This window comes from Pseudorhizobium endolithicum, from assembly GCF_902153245.2.
Lineage (GTDB): Bacteria > Pseudomonadota > Alphaproteobacteria > Rhizobiales > Rhizobiaceae > Neorhizobium > Neorhizobium endolithicum.
The window spans coordinates 451,378-464,396 of the sequence record NZ_CABFWF030000012.1 but is presented as its reverse complement, the minus strand read 5'-3'; the positions used below and the strand labels follow the sequence as shown (position 1 = coordinate 464,396).

General features: G+C 62.3%; 11 protein-coding genes and 1 tRNA gene. 4 read left to right on the top strand and 8 right to left on the bottom strand.

From position 1 onward, the window contains the following. Positions 1 to 45 precede the first annotated feature (45 nt). The 3 genes from RTCK_RS12085 to RTCK_RS12075 all read left to right on the top strand — a co-directional run bounded on the left by RTCK_RS12085 (position 46) and on the right by RTCK_RS12075 (position 2,709). Positions 46 to 1,224 carry an HPP family protein gene (locus RTCK_RS12085; protein WP_142592972.1) on the top strand — a complete coding sequence of 393 codons (1,179 nt, stop codon included), beginning with the start codon at positions 46 to 48 and terminating at the stop codon, positions 1,222 to 1,224. Then, the gene (locus tag RTCK_RS12080) at positions 1,211 to 1,579 is read left to right on the top strand and encodes a hypothetical protein (protein WP_142592971.1); all 369 of its coding nucleotides are present in this window, start codon (positions 1,211 to 1,213) and stop codon (positions 1,577 to 1,579) included. Before RTCK_RS12085 ends, RTCK_RS12080 begins: the two co-directional genes overlap by 14 nt. 251 nt (positions 1,580 to 1,830) lie before the next feature. Continuing rightward, positions 1,831 to 2,709, top strand: a complete 879-nt coding sequence (locus RTCK_RS12075; RefSeq protein ID WP_142592970.1) for a hypothetical protein — start codon at positions 1,831 to 1,833, stop codon at positions 2,707 to 2,709. Between the two features lie 228 nt (positions 2,710 to 2,937). Here the strand turns inward: RTCK_RS12075 and RTCK_RS12070 are convergent. The 3 genes from RTCK_RS12070 to RTCK_RS12060 form a co-directional block, all read right to left on the bottom strand. After that, positions 2,938 to 3,014: transfer RNA gene (locus RTCK_RS12070), tRNA-Met, on the bottom strand. A gap of 134 nt (positions 3,015 to 3,148) precedes the next feature. Next, positions 3,149 to 4,345: a tRNA 2-thiouridine(34) synthase MnmA gene (gene mnmA / locus RTCK_RS12065; protein ID WP_142592969.1), complete on the bottom strand. Its 1,197-nt coding sequence runs from the start codon at positions 4,343 to 4,345 to the stop codon at positions 3,149 to 3,151. Between the two features lie 191 nt (positions 4,346 to 4,536). Further along, positions 4,537 to 5,661 carry a mechanosensitive ion channel family protein gene (locus RTCK_RS12060; RefSeq protein WP_142592968.1) on the bottom strand — a complete coding sequence of 375 codons (1,125 nt, stop codon included), beginning with the start codon at positions 5,659 to 5,661 and terminating at the stop codon, positions 4,537 to 4,539. Positions 5,662 to 5,762: 101 nt separating this feature from the next. Here RTCK_RS12060 and RTCK_RS12055 point away from each other — a divergent pair, with 101 nt between their 5' ends. After that, positions 5,763 to 6,188: a DUF1810 domain-containing protein gene (locus RTCK_RS12055; protein ID WP_142592967.1), complete on the top strand. Its 426-nt coding sequence runs from the start codon at positions 5,763 to 5,765 to the stop codon at positions 6,186 to 6,188. Positions 6,189 to 6,190: 2 nt separating this feature from the next. On the opposite strand, the gene RTCK_RS12050 is transcribed toward RTCK_RS12055, so the two are convergent. The 5 genes from RTCK_RS12050 to glmM form a co-directional block, all read right to left on the bottom strand. After that, positions 6,191 to 7,195, bottom strand: coding sequence for a TIM44-like domain-containing protein (locus tag RTCK_RS12050; protein WP_142592966.1), 1,005 nt, complete (start codon positions 7,193 to 7,195; stop codon positions 6,191 to 6,193). Positions 7,196 to 7,400: 205 nt separating this feature from the next. Continuing rightward, complete coding sequence (gene serA, locus RTCK_RS12045; protein WP_142592965.1) at positions 7,401 to 8,996, bottom strand: phosphoglycerate dehydrogenase; 1,596 nt, start codon at positions 8,994 to 8,996, stop codon at positions 7,401 to 7,403. Positions 8,997 to 9,077: 81 nt separating this feature from the next. Next, the gene (locus tag RTCK_RS12040; protein ID WP_142592964.1) at positions 9,078 to 10,259 is read right to left on the bottom strand and encodes a phosphoserine transaminase; all 1,182 of its coding nucleotides are present in this window, start codon (positions 10,257 to 10,259) and stop codon (positions 9,078 to 9,080) included. A gap of 175 nt (positions 10,260 to 10,434) precedes the next feature. Further along, positions 10,435 to 11,277 (bottom strand): outer membrane protein, encoded by an 843-nt coding sequence (locus RTCK_RS12035; RefSeq protein WP_142519870.1) that lies wholly within the window; start codon positions 11,275 to 11,277, stop codon positions 10,435 to 10,437. Between the two features lie 175 nt (positions 11,278 to 11,452). Then, the gene (gene glmM, locus RTCK_RS12030; protein ID WP_142592963.1) at positions 11,453 to 12,811 is read right to left on the bottom strand and encodes a phosphoglucosamine mutase; all 1,359 of its coding nucleotides are present in this window, start codon (positions 12,809 to 12,811) and stop codon (positions 11,453 to 11,455) included. Positions 12,812 to 13,019 lie beyond the last annotated feature (208 nt).

Genomic DNA, 13,019 nt, shown 5'->3' with positions numbered 1-13,019 from the left:
TCGGCTCTGATATCGCTCCGTCTCCCGCAGACAGAGTCCCCCCGCATGTCCCTTCTCAGACGCCTCAATCCCTCCATTGTGCCGGTCAGCGCAACGGAACGCTTGCGTGCTTCTCTCGGTGCGCTGGTCGGGATCATGCTGACAGGCCTCCTGACGCGGATGGCGCTGGGGGATGCCTCCGCCTTTCCGCTCCTCATCGCTCCCATGGGAGCCTCGGCCGTGTTGCTGTTCGCCGCTCCGAGCAGCCCGCTCGCCCAGCCATGGTCGATCCTCGGCGGCAACCTCGTTTCCGCCACCGTCGGCGTGACCTGCGCCCTGACGTTCAGCGATCCGGTCGTCGCCGCGGGAAGTGCGATCGCGCTATCGATCGCCATGATGCTGCTGCTGAACTGCCTGCATCCGCCGAGCGGTGCCGTCGCCCTGACCGCCGTACTGGGGGGAGCGGCGATCGAACAGGCAGGCTACTGGTTCGTCCTGTCTCCGGTGGGTCTCAACACCATCCTCCTGTTGGCGAGCGCCTACGCCTTCAACAACGCCACCGGCCGGCGCTATCCGCACCTTGCGGCAGCCTCGACCCAGAACATCCATGGCACTGCGGACCCGGCTCCTTCCCACCGAATCGGCGTGGTGCCCGACGATCTTCGCGCCGTGCTGGAGCAGTATGACGAGGTGGTCAACATCAGCCCGGAGGATCTCGACGCACTCCTCCACCAGGCACAGATCCGCGCCTACGAGCGGCGCTCGGGCGAAGTCACCTGCGGCGAGATCATGTCGCGCGACGTTCTGACCGTCTCGCCCGAAACCAGCCTGAGAGCCGCATGGCGTCTGCTGATGCAGGCCCGGATCAAGGCTCTCCCCGTGGTCGCGGCCGACGCGCAGCTCGTGGGCATCATCACCCAGACGGACTTCATGCGCATGTCGGTCCTGAACGAACGCGGCGGGTTGAGCCTAGGGCTGCAGGCGCGCGCCCTGATGCGCCGCCGCGACACGCCGCGCACGGTGTCCGACATCATGACGAAGCGCGTGCAGTCGGCCCTGCCGCAAACGAAGATCGCCAAGCTGGTGCCGCCCATGGCCGACATGGGTCTCCACCATATGCCGGTGGTGGACCACGACAATCACGTCGTCGGCATCATCACGCAATCGGACCTCATCGCGGCGCTGTTCCAGAGTAGAGAGGAATCTCGTTCGGGATCCGGAACGGCAATGTTTGAAGCAGTATGAAGCCAGCAGCTTCAAGCAGACCGGCAGACTAGCTGGTTTACAAAAATACCTGGACTACCCGATTGAACGCATTGCAACCTCGGTTCACTATGACCTTGCGCAGGTAAAGTTCCTCATCCAGATCCTGCGCGTCGATGAGGGCATCATGCACGATCCGATCGCAGTGATGGCGAGCAGGCTTGCACAGGACGATACGGTGGCGAGCGACGAGATTGCGGAGGCGATCGACTATCTCGACACCAAGATACAAACCGCCAAGGATTGCCGCGATCCGCTTCCGTTCGCGGCCTTCAGGACCAAGACGCTTCTGGTCGCAGCCCTGAGACTTCGGCAGGAGGCCGGCCTTTCCCTGTAGACGGAAAAGCTATCCTCGCCCGCGGGAGCCTGATCCGGTGGACCGGCTGACTTCCAGCGATCTTGCCTTGCTTCGGATGAAAAATGGTAGCGGGAGGCCGTTTCGCTCGATCCCCCTTTGCTAAATTTCGGGAGATTTACTGTCTGGTGATATTGCCCAGTTCGGATCAGATGAAATGATTATGTGTCCGCCCATAGTGGACATTCCTCAGCTCGGCCGTGCAATAATGGGCGGGTTTGGGAGGGGCACAAATGTGGCAGATATTTTCTGAAGCTTGGACCTATGTGTCGGGTCACATTGAAGCTCAACAAACCGGCGCGGTTTATCTGATCTCAACGTTAGTTGTTGGTGGTGTTGGCGCCTACGGGGGCGCGCGAGGGGCGCAGAGGATTGTCAGCCGCGAGGCAATTCTCAAAGGGCGCAGGGATGCTATCCTTGCCGCAAACTCCGCGCACAGCTTGACGATGGTGATTTTTAATCAGGCGACTTCCCTCAAAAAGCAGCATTACCTCCCGAGATTGGACCATTGGCAAAAGCAGCGTCAGGCGGTCACTGAAACAGGCGAAAGTAAGATTGCTATCCATTTCGAGACGCCTCCACCGATTTCGTTCCCGATCACGAAGTTGTCGGAAATCGTATATGGAAAGCTCCCGCTAAATGGCCGTCCCCTTGCTGCACTGTCGGAGCTTGTTCAAGCCGAGCATACCCTGACACACCTGCTAAACGAGTATCAGTCCCTGCATCGGGAATTGGAGGAAAGAGACCTAACCGACGCGATCGAGCGTTATCTCGCCTTAGACACGCGACGAGGTCGCGACGATAGATATAAAGACCTTCTGGTCGGCTTTGTTGACCTTGTGGACGACCTACTTTTTTTCGCTGACGTTTTGGGGAAAGACCTGCTGGCCTACGGAAACGTAGTGAGGGATCAGGCACCCAATCGCGAGAGGAAAAAGCTGCCTCAAGTCAATGAACCCGGTAAGCTCATGCCTGAATACGAGTATCTGATTCCTAAGCACCCCCACCATACGAGGTGGCTCGAAGGTCACAAGATGAGCTGGCCGCCTCGAAAGGTCCCATTCTCCAAAAGGCTTTGGCCGTTTGGAAAGCCTAATCCTAATGGGCCCTGAAAAAGGACACTCGCTCTTATAAGCGTTTTACATAACGCGCTGCTCGGGCGGCGAAGAAAGATGCTTACATTGATCTCGCCGAGGCTCGGGGATCCGAGCCTCGGACGACACCCGCGAAGTCGAAATGAGGGCCCAGAAGATACGACGACTTAGGTGATCTCACCTCACCGTACAAACCGTGGTTTTTTTGAAATTTACTCAATAATTTCATCAACTTAAACAAGTCGATGGTAGCGGGAGAGGGACTTGAACCCCCGACACGCGGATTATGATTCCGCTGCTCTAACCACCTGAGCTACCCCGCCACACGATGACCGGCCTGTGATCTTCAGCCTGCTGAAGAGGCGGCTCCGTTCGGATGTGCGGCTTATAAGGCCGGCTTGATGGAAGTGTCAAGCGCGGTCTTTTCGTTTTTACAGCCCGAGGCCGATCTGCCGCCTCAGGCCGCGACAGGCGCCGAAAGCAGCGCCTTCAACGAAGCCTCGGCCTCGGGAGCGCGCTCCGACCGCTCGATGAAACCGCCGCCCCAGACACGGGCATCGGCCCCTTCGGCCGAATAGAGCACGCAGGCCTGGCCGGGCGCCACGCCCGCCTCCCCTTCGACCAGATCGACGTAGACGCCGCTGTCGTCGCAGTGCAGCACGACCGGCATCGGAGGCCGGCTGGAGCGCACCTTGGCGAAGCAGGAGAAGCCGTCGCGGGCATCATCGGCCAGTGTCCCGTCGCCCAGCCAGTTCACGTCGCGAAGATAGACGCGGCGCGTGTCGAGCGCCTCCTTCGGCCCGACGATAACACGGCGTCCGCGGGCATCGAGATAGACGACGTAAAGCGGCTCGCCGGTGGCAATCCCGATGCCGCGCCGCTGGCCGATCGTGTAGTGCAGGATGCCGTCGTGGCGGCCGAGGACGCGTCCGTCCATATGCACGATGTCGCCGCCGAGTGCGGCATTCGGCTTCACCTTGTTGATGACGTCCGTGTAGCGGCCCTGCGGCACGAAGCAGATGTCCTGGCTGTCGGCCTTCTGGGCGACGACCAGCCCCATCTCCTCGGCAAGGGCCCTCACCTCGGCCTTCGACATGCCGCCGAGCGGGAAGCGCAGGTAGTCGATCTGCTCCTGCGTCGTGGCGAACAGGAACCAGCTCTGGTCCCGGTCGGCATCGATCGGACGGTAGAGCGCCCGCCGGTTCGGGTTTTCGGCTGACGGGTTCGGCCGCGAGCGGATGTAATGGCCGGTGGCGAGCGCGTCGGCGCCCAATTCCTTCGCCGTCGCCAGGAGGTCGGCAAACTTGACGGTTTGGTTGCAGGCGACGCAGGGAATTGGGGTCTCGCCCATGGCATAGGCTTCGGCAAAGGGATTGATCACGGCATCGCGGAAGCGCTTCTCGTAGTCGAGCACGTAGTGTGGGATACCAAGCGTTTCGGAAACCCGGCGCGCATCGTCGATGTCCTGGCCGGCGCAGCACGAGCCCGCGCGGTGGACGGCGGCGCCGTGGTCATAAAGCTGCAGCGTGATGCCGAGCACGTCATAGCCCTGGCGCTTGAGGAGGCCGGCAACGACGGATGAATCCACGCCGCCCGACATCGCGACCACAATGCGCGTGTCTTCCGGCTTCTTGTTGAAATCCAGCGTGTTCACGGGGCAACTCTCTCGGTGTTCGAAGCCGCCGGTCCACGATCGAAAATCGGAAGGGGCGGGAAACTCGGCCTGCTGCGGGGTCGGCCGCGGGCGGGCATCATGCGGCGGATATAGAAAGGAATGCGCCGCCGCGCAAGAAGAAGCCCCGCCTTTGGCCTTTGGCGTGGGGCTGGCGGCTGCGAATGCTGCCGTCAGGAGGAGAGTGTCCGGGGCTGGAACGCCTCGGCTGCGACGGCGCCGTCCCCGTTCGCGACGCCGTCCGTGCGCACCTTGGGCAGGCTGGAGGGGTAGTTGCGCTGGATGAAGTCGATAAGCTTTTCGCGCACCTCGCAACGCAGGTCGAAGGCCTTGCCGGCATTGGAGGCGGAGACGAGGATGCGGACCTCCATGACGTTCTCCCTGAAGTCCGTCACGGCGACGTTGACCACCTGCCTGTCCCAGAGCTTCGAGCTGGCTGCAATGTCTTCCACCTTGCGCCGGACCTCGGCTACCGGCACACTGTAATCGAGGTAGATCATCACGGTGCCGATCAGAGCCGCCCCTTCACGCGTCCAGTTCTGGAAGGGCCTCTCGATGAAGTAGCCGAGCGGCAGGATAAGCCGGCGCCAGTCCCACAGCTTCACCACCACGTAGGTGGAGGTGATCTCCTCCACATTGCCCCACTCGCCCTCCACCAGCAGCGCGTCGTCGATGCGGATCGGCTGCGTGATGGCGAGCTGGATGCCGGCGAACAGGTTCTTGAGCACCGGCTGCAGGGCAAGACCGAGGACGATACCAGCGACACCCGCGGAGGCGAGCAGCGAGACGCCGTACTGACGCACTGCCGGGAAGGTCATCAACGCGGCGGAGAGAGTGAGCGCGATGATGCCGGTTGCCGCAACCCGCTCCATGATGCGGGACTGGGTGACATGCTTGCGGGCGAGCAGATTGTCCTCGGCATCCAGCTTGAAGCGCCTGAGATAGACCGTCGTCCAGATATGCAGTGCTGTACGCGTCATCCAGCCGATGAGCACGATGAAGCAGAGCAGCAGGATGTGACGCAACACGGCTTCCTGAGTTCCCCACAACGGGGCAATGACCACGCCGAGCGAAAGCGTCCAACTGATGATTGCCAGGCGAAGGGGACGCCGTGTCCGCTGCACCAGCGAGCGCCAGAAAAGATCCCGGTTCTTAGCGAGCCGTGTCAGTACTCTGAAGGCGATCTTGTGGAGGAGCACGCCGGCCACGAAGGCCAGGATCAGGATCAGGATGCTGAGGACGGGATCGGGCAGCCAGCGGATGACGGCATGGATGTATTGTTCCAGACGTGCTTCCATGGCCCCTAGGTTAGGGTGCAGTGCCGCAGAGAAAAGGGGCTGTCGCAACAATTCCACATTTACGGCATGCTTGTGATTGAAGGAAAAGGAAGGACAAGGTGATGCCCGCTACCGACACGCCCGACCTCCAGCGCTTCCTTGATGCGCAGGCAGCGGTTTACGACCGGGTGACCGCGGAACTGCGCGACGGGCGCAAGCGATCGCACTGGATGTGGTTCATCTTTCCCCAGGTCGAGGGGTTGGGTTCTTCCCCGATGGCGCAGCGCTATGCCATCCTCTCCCGGCAGGAGGCCGAAGCCTATTTGCGGCACCCCGTGCTCGGCTCCCGGCTCACGGAGTGCACCCGGCTGATGCTGATGCATCCGGACCGCAGCGCCCACGACATCCTCGGCTCGCCGGACGACATGAAATTCCGCAGCTCCATGACGCTGTTTGCCGCCGTCAGCGAAAAGGGCTCGCCTTTCGAGCGAGCCCTTGAGGTCTTTTACGGCGGCGAGCAGGATCCAAGGACCCTCGCCCGCCTCTGAGGTCAGCCGGCGTTCTGGATGGCCGACAGCTTCCAGTCCTGTGCCGGCTTGCGAACGAAGGTCCAGACTTCCACCGTCTCCGTGGCGTTGTCCGGGTCGCCCTGCGCCACGGCACCCGTGTTGCGGTCGTGCATGAAATCCACGCTGGAATAGCGCATTGCGACCGTCGCATAGTCCTGGCCGTTCTCGCGCCAGGCTTCCGACAGGTCACCCTGCAGGAGCGTCACGTCACGCACCTCGTTCTTGAGGCCGCTGGTGGCGTTCTCGCCGAGTTCCTCGGCAAGGTAGGACATCGCTTCCGGCGTGGTGATCGCGCGCAATGCCGCGTAGTCTTCGGCGGCATAGGCGGCCTGGACTTGCTTCAGGAGCTTTTCGAACTGCTCGAGGTCACGATTGGTGATACCGATCTCGTCCGTCGCATCGGATGCCTGGCGAACCGCTTGGGGTGCCGAGGAACCGGCTCCACCTGCGAGACCGCCGATCTTCGGGATCTGGAAGCCGCGTCCCTCGCCCTGCGGCGACTGGTAGGCATGGCCGTATCCGGCATTGGTCGGGCCGCCGGCAGGCTGCTGGCGGCGGGCGAACATGCGCATCAGAAGCATGGCGAGGCCGGCGATCAACGCGACCTGCAGCAGCATTCCGAGGAAGCCGGCTGCGCCACCGAAGCCGGTGCCCATCAGCATGCCGAACAGGCCGCCGAGGAAGAGCCCGCCGAGCAGACCACCGGCAAGGCCGCCAAACAGTCCGCGGTTCTGGTTCTGGGGACGCGCAGCGTTCGGCGCTGCCGCATTCTGCTGCTGGGTGCGCGGCGCCATGGTGCGGTCGACCGGTGCAGCCGGATTGGGCGCAGTCCGGGTAACGGTGGGTGCGTTGAAGGTGCGTGAACCACGGCTGCCGAAGCCGCCGCCACGGCGGGCCTCGGCAAAATCAACAGCGGCCAGCGAAACCGCCATTGCGACCGCGGCGACCGCAAACACGCTCCTGAAGCGCCGGATGGATGAAAGCATTCTGTTCTCCTCTGCATCCGCAAGTGTACGGACTTTTCCTCATATAGCGATAGCTGCTCGATTTTTAAGGGCCATTCCGCGCTGACCGTCGGGCGAACAAACTTTTTCTAAAACTATCGCGTCAGCCGCCGGTTGCAGCCGAGCAGAGAAAAGCCCGGAGCAAAACCATCGCCCCGGGCTTTCCCTTCGTTCCTTGGGAGGAAGATCAGTCGACGTTGAACACCAGCGGCTTGGCCTGGCGGATCGCTGGATGCGCCGTCAGCTTGTCGAGCACGTCCTGCTTCACCGGCTCATCGACATAGAGGAGCGCGATGGCATCGCCGCCCTGCTTGTCGCGGCCGAGCTGGAAGTTGGCGATATTGACGCCACCCTCGCCCAGCGTCGTGCCCATGAAGCCGATCATGCCGGGCACGTCGGTATTGGCGATATAGATCATGTTGGCACCGACATCGGCGTCCATGTTGATGCCCTTGATCTGGATGAAGCGCGGCTTGCCGTCGGAGAAGACCGTGCCGGCGATCGAGCGGGTCTGGTTCTCCGTCGTTACCGTCAGCTTGATGTAACCGTCATAGACGCCGGTCTTGTCGCGCTTGACCTCGGACAGCACGATGCCCTTCTCCTTCACCATGATCGGTGCGGAAACCATGTTGACGTCGGCAACCTGGTTGCGGATCAGGCCGGCCAGAAGAGCGCTCGTGAGAGCGCGCGTGTTCATGTTGGCCGTGGAGCCGTCGTAGAGGATTTCGATCTGCTTGATCGGGCTCTCGGTCACCTGGCCTGCAAAGGCGCCCAGCACGTCTGCCAGCCGGATGAAGGGCTTCAGGATCGGCGCTTCTTCCGCGGTGATCGACGGCATGTTGATGGCGTTGGAGACGGCTCCCTTGATCAGGTAGTCCGACATCTGCTCGGCGACCTGCAGGGCGACGTTCTCCTGGGCTTCGGTGGTGGATGCACCCAGGTGCGGCGTGCAGACCACGTTCGGCAGGCCGAACAGCGGGCTCTCGGTGGCAGGCTCCACTTCGAAGACATCGAAGCCAGCGCCGGCAACGTGGCCGGACTTGATGGCCTCGGCAAGGGCAGCTTCATCCACCAGGCCACCGCGGGCGCAGTTGATGATGCGCACACCCTTCTTCGTCTTGGCCAGTGCTTCCTTGGAAAGAATGCCGCGCGTCTTGTCGGTCATCGGAACGTGCAGGGTGATGAAGTCCGCATTCGCAAGAAGCTCGTCGAGTTCCACCTTCTTGACGCCCATCTCCTGCGCCCGTTCGGCCGAGAGGAAGGGATCATAGGCCAGAACATGCATACCGAGCCCGATCGCCTTCTTGCAGACGATGCCTCCGATATTGCCGGCACCGATGACACCGAGCGTCTTGCCGGTGATCTCCACGCCCATGAACTTCGACTTCTCCCACTTGCCTGCCTGCGTCGAGACATCGGCTGCCGGAAGCTGCCGAGCGACGGCGAACATCAAGGCGATCGCATGTTCGGCAGTGGTGATGGAATTGCCGAACGGCGTGTTCATTACGATGATGCCGCGCTTCGACGCGGCCGGAATGTCGACATTGTCAACGCCGATGCCGGCGCGGCCGATAACCTTGAGGTTGGTCGCTGCGGCGATCAGCTTTTCCGTCGCCTTGGTGGCGGAGCGGATGGCAAGACCATCATAGTTGCCGATGATCTCGAGAAGCTTTTCCTTGTCCTTGCCGAGCTTCGGCTGGAAATCCACTTCGACGCCGCGGTCGCGGAAGATCTGGACGGCGGTTTCGGAAAGTTCGTCGGATACGAGAACGCGAGGTGCCATTGTGCGGGCTCCTGATAAGAGGTTCAGTCTCTGGATTGGGATGAGCCGATCCCGCTCGTGCGGGACCGGAAGCACGTCAGGTCAGGCTGCGGACTTGTTCAGTGCCGCCTTCTGAGTCTGGTAGGCCCAGGTGAGCCACGGCATCAGCGCCTGCATGTCGGCCGTTTCGATCGTGGCACCTGCCCAGATGCGCAGGCCGGACGGAGCATCGCGATAGGCGCCGATGTCGAGCGCAACGCCCTCCTTCTCCAGCAGGGAAACGATACCCTTGGCGAACGCCGCCTGGCTGTCGGCGTCGAGTGCCGTGATGTCGGGATCGACGATCTTCAGGCAGACCGAGGTGTTGGAGCGTGTCTCGTCCTTCACGGCGAGGTTGGCGATCCAATCATTGGCGGCAACGAAATCGAAGATCACCCTGGCATTGGCGTCGGCGCGCGCGATCAGGGCCTTCAATCCCCCGAGCGACTTCGCCCAGTTCAGTGCATCGAGATAGTCTTCCACGCAGAGCATCGACGGCGTGTTGATGGTCTCTCCGGTGAAGATGCCCTCGATCAGCTTGCCGCCCTTGGTCATGCGGAAGATCTTCGGCAGCGGCCAGGCGGGAACGTAGCTTTCCAGACGCTCCACGGCCCGCGGCGAGAGGATCAGCATGCCGTGGCCGCCCTCGCCGCCCAGCACCTTCTGCCAGGAGAAGGTGACGACGTCGAGCTTGGAGAAGTCCATCTCCTGCGCGAAGGCGGCGGACGTGGCGTCGCAGATGGTCAGGCCCTTGCGGTCGGCCGGGATGAAGTCGGCGTTCGCAACGCGCACGCCGGAGGTGGTGCCGTTCCAGGTGAAGACGACGTCGCGGTCGAAATCGACGTCCGTGAGGTTCGGCAGAAGGCCGTAATCGGCCTCGAACTTGCGGACGTCCTTCAGCTTCAGTTGCTTGACGACGTCGGTCACCCAGCCCGCGCCGAAGCTTTCCCAGGCGAGCATGTCGACGCCGCGCTCGCCGAGCAGCGACCAGAGCGCCATTTCGACGGCGCCGGTATCGGAAGCCGGCACGATACCGATGCGGTAATCCGCCGGCACGTTCAGAATTTCACGGGTGAGGTCGATGGCCTGCTTCAGCTTCGCCTTGCCGATCTTGGCGCGGTGCGAGCGGCCAAGCGGGGCATCGGAAAGCGCTTCGAGCGACCAGCCGGGGCGCTTCGAGCAAGGACCAGAAGAGAAATGGGTGTTGTTCGGACGTACGTCCGGCTTTTGTGCGAGATCCGCCATATGGCTATCCTTCCAGATAGAAAGCCTCTCGTTGGGGAGAGGTGTCCCGCCGCCGTGGGTATTCCTCGATTGAGTCTTAGTCAAGCGAAGAAATGTCGCGGCGGGGAATCCAAGAGGCGAAAACGAAAAGGCCGCGCTGGCGGGCGCGGCCTTTCGATATCCATATGGCTGGGGCTTACTTGTAGACAATCGGCTCCGGGGCCGGCTCGTAGGCCACGGGGGTCTCACAACCGCCGAACACATAGCGGGCACCGACTCGAGCCTCGTGGCTGTAGAAGCCCTTGTCGCGGCCGGGGCCGCCGTTGTCGGCATAGCCGAACATGTCGCCGCCGGTGATGTGGCGGAAGCGGTAGCCGACATCGGCCTTGAGCGCGCAAGTGACGTCGATGGTCGCACCCGCCATCAGCGCGTAGGTGAAGCGCCAGCTCCTTTCACCGCCGTGGTCCGTTCCATAGCAGCCGCCTGCATAAGGATCATCGCAGATTTCATTGCGTAGCCTACCCCACTTGACGTAGGTACCACCGATGCCGGCGCCGACATAAGGCGTGACGTAGCCGTAGGTGCCGAGATCGACATAGGCATTCGCCATCAGCGAATAGGCGTGCATGTAGGATCTATCGGAAGACGAACAGGGGAGGAAGGGATTGCCGGCGCCGTCACCACAGACGCCGCTGGTGCTGCCGCGGAAGTCGGCGGAACTCAGGTAGTCAAAGGTCACGTCCGTGCGCAGATAGCTGTTGATCTGGTAGCCGACACCGCCGCCGATCATGAAGCTGTCCTTAAGGGAAGCGCTATCGAAATCTGACAGCAGGGCATTCGAGCCCTGATAGTATTCTACGCCCCGAATTTTGTTGAAAGAGTAGCCGACATCGCCGCGGAGGTACCATCCGCTGGCTTCTTGGACCGTGATCTCCGGCGCGTCCATCAGCGGTAGCGGTTCCGGTTCGTAAAGATCGGCAGAATGGGCCGCGCCCACCGTCAGCAACAGTGCAGCCGCGCCAAGCAGGCGAATTTTCATGGCTTCATCTCCAAGTTCGCATCGTCATTGGCCGGCGGCGCCATGACCAACGGGTTGATTTGCTATGGATAATGAAGAAGAAAGGTAAAGGTCCGCTTAACTATACGGGTTTACCAAGAGTCGGATAGAAAAGCCGGCACTTGACCGGCCTTTCCTTCTTGGTGAAGCACGATCGTTAGGCAGCCGCTGCCGCCCGGACGTTGCCGATCACGCCGACCAGTTCGTTGACGATCCGCTCCACTTGGCCCCGATCATCGCCCTCTGCCATGACGCGGATCAGCGGTTCGGTTCCCGACGGACGGATGACGAGCCGCCCCTTGCCGGCAAGCTCGGCTTCGGCATCGGCGATCGCCTGCTGGACGACGAGATCTTCCAGCGGCTTGCCGCCGGAAAAACGGACATTCTTGAGAAGCTGCGGCACCGGCTCAAAACGCCGGCAGAGTTCGCTGACCGGCAGGCCGGTCCGCTTCACCCGGGCAAGGATCTGCAGGGCGGCGACGAGACCATCGCCGGTCGTGCCGAAGTCGGAGAGAACGATGTGGCCGGATTGCTCGCCGCCGACGTTGAAGTTGTTGCCGCGCATGTGCTCGACGACATAGCGGTCGCCGACCTTCGTGCGGGCGAGCCCCAGCCCCTTGGACGACAGGAAGCGCTCCAGCCCGAGATTGGACATGACGGTGGCGACGATGCCGCCGCCGTTCAGCCGGCCTTCCGCGGCCCAGCTCTCGGCAATCACGGCCATTAACTGGTCGCCGTCGACCACTTCCCCGGTCTCGTCGACGATGATGACCCGGTCGGCGTCGCCGTCGAGTGCGATTCCGATGTCGGCACGAACCTCGTGCACCTTCTTCTGCAGCGCAGCTGGGCTCGTCGATCCGCAATCGAGGTTGATGTTCTGGCCGTCCGGATCATTGCCAATCGTCACCACATCCGCGCCCAGCTCCCACAGCACGGCGGGCGCCACCTTGTAGGCGGCGCCGTTCGCGCAGTCGATCGCAACGCGCAGGCCCTGCAGGGTGACATCGCGCGGCAGCGTGCGCTTCGCATGCTCGACATAACGGTCGTGGACGCCGTCGATGCGCTTTGCCCGGCCGATATCGCTCGCCTTCGCCAGTTGTCCTGCGAGGTCCTGCTCGATCAGGTCCTCGATCTGCATCTCGATCTCGTCGGAGAGCTTGTAGCCATCGGGGCCGAACAGCTTGATGCCGTTGTCCTGGTAGGGATTGTGGGAGGCGGAGATCATGACCCCGACATCGGCCCGAAGCGAGCGCGTCAGCATCGCCACGGCGGGCGTGGGGATAGGACCGAGGATGAAGGCGTCCAGTCCCGCTGCCGTGAAGCCGGCCACCATTGCGTTCTCCAGCATGTAGCCAGAAAGCCGGGTGTCCTTGCCGATCACCACGCGGTGGCGGTGGCTGCCGTTGCGGAAGATGGTGCCCACGGCGATACCGACCCGCATGGCGAGGTCGGGCGTCATCGGGAAAACGTTGGAATGCCCGCGGATTCCATCGGTGCCAAAATAACGGCGCGTCATACATGCTCCTTCGTCACCGCGCCTCAGGGCGCGTCATCGCGGCTCCTGCCGCGGTCGCGGAATGGCCGCCGCCACTCCATCAGGGGCTGTCGTGATGCCACATTTCCCGCATCCTGACACGTAAAATAGCGTCGAAACCCGTTACATCGCGTTACCACGCACAGAAAAGGCCGCTGGAAGGCGGCCTTTTCATGCGGATTGTTGAGGA

Coding starts and splice junctions, on each gene's coding strand:
- glmM (WP_142592963.1), bottom strand. CDS start 12,811: ATGACGCGCCGTTATTTTGGCACCGATGGAATCCGCGGGCATTCCAAC.
- RTCK_RS12050 (WP_142592966.1), bottom strand. CDS start 7,195: ATGCTTTCATCCATCCGGCGCTTCAGGAGCGTGTTTGCGGTCGCCGCG.
- RTCK_RS12085 (WP_142592972.1), top strand. CDS start 46: ATGTCCCTTCTCAGACGCCTCAATCCCTCCATTGTGCCGGTCAGCGCA.
- RTCK_RS12040 (WP_142592964.1), bottom strand. CDS start 10,259: ATGGCGGATCTCGCACAAAAGCCGGACGTACGTCCGAACAACACCCAT.
- RTCK_RS12075 (WP_142592970.1), top strand. CDS start 1,831: ATGTGGCAGATATTTTCTGAAGCTTGGACCTATGTGTCGGGTCACATT.
- RTCK_RS12035 (WP_142519870.1), bottom strand. CDS start 11,277: ATGAAAATTCGCCTGCTTGGCGCGGCTGCACTGTTGCTGACGGTGGGC.
- serA (WP_142592965.1), bottom strand. CDS start 8,996: ATGGCACCTCGCGTTCTCGTATCCGACGAACTTTCCGAAACCGCCGTC.
- RTCK_RS12055 (WP_142592967.1), top strand. CDS start 5,763: ATGCCCGCTACCGACACGCCCGACCTCCAGCGCTTCCTTGATGCGCAG.
- RTCK_RS12060 (WP_142592968.1), bottom strand. CDS start 5,661: ATGGAAGCACGTCTGGAACAATACATCCATGCCGTCATCCGCTGGCTG.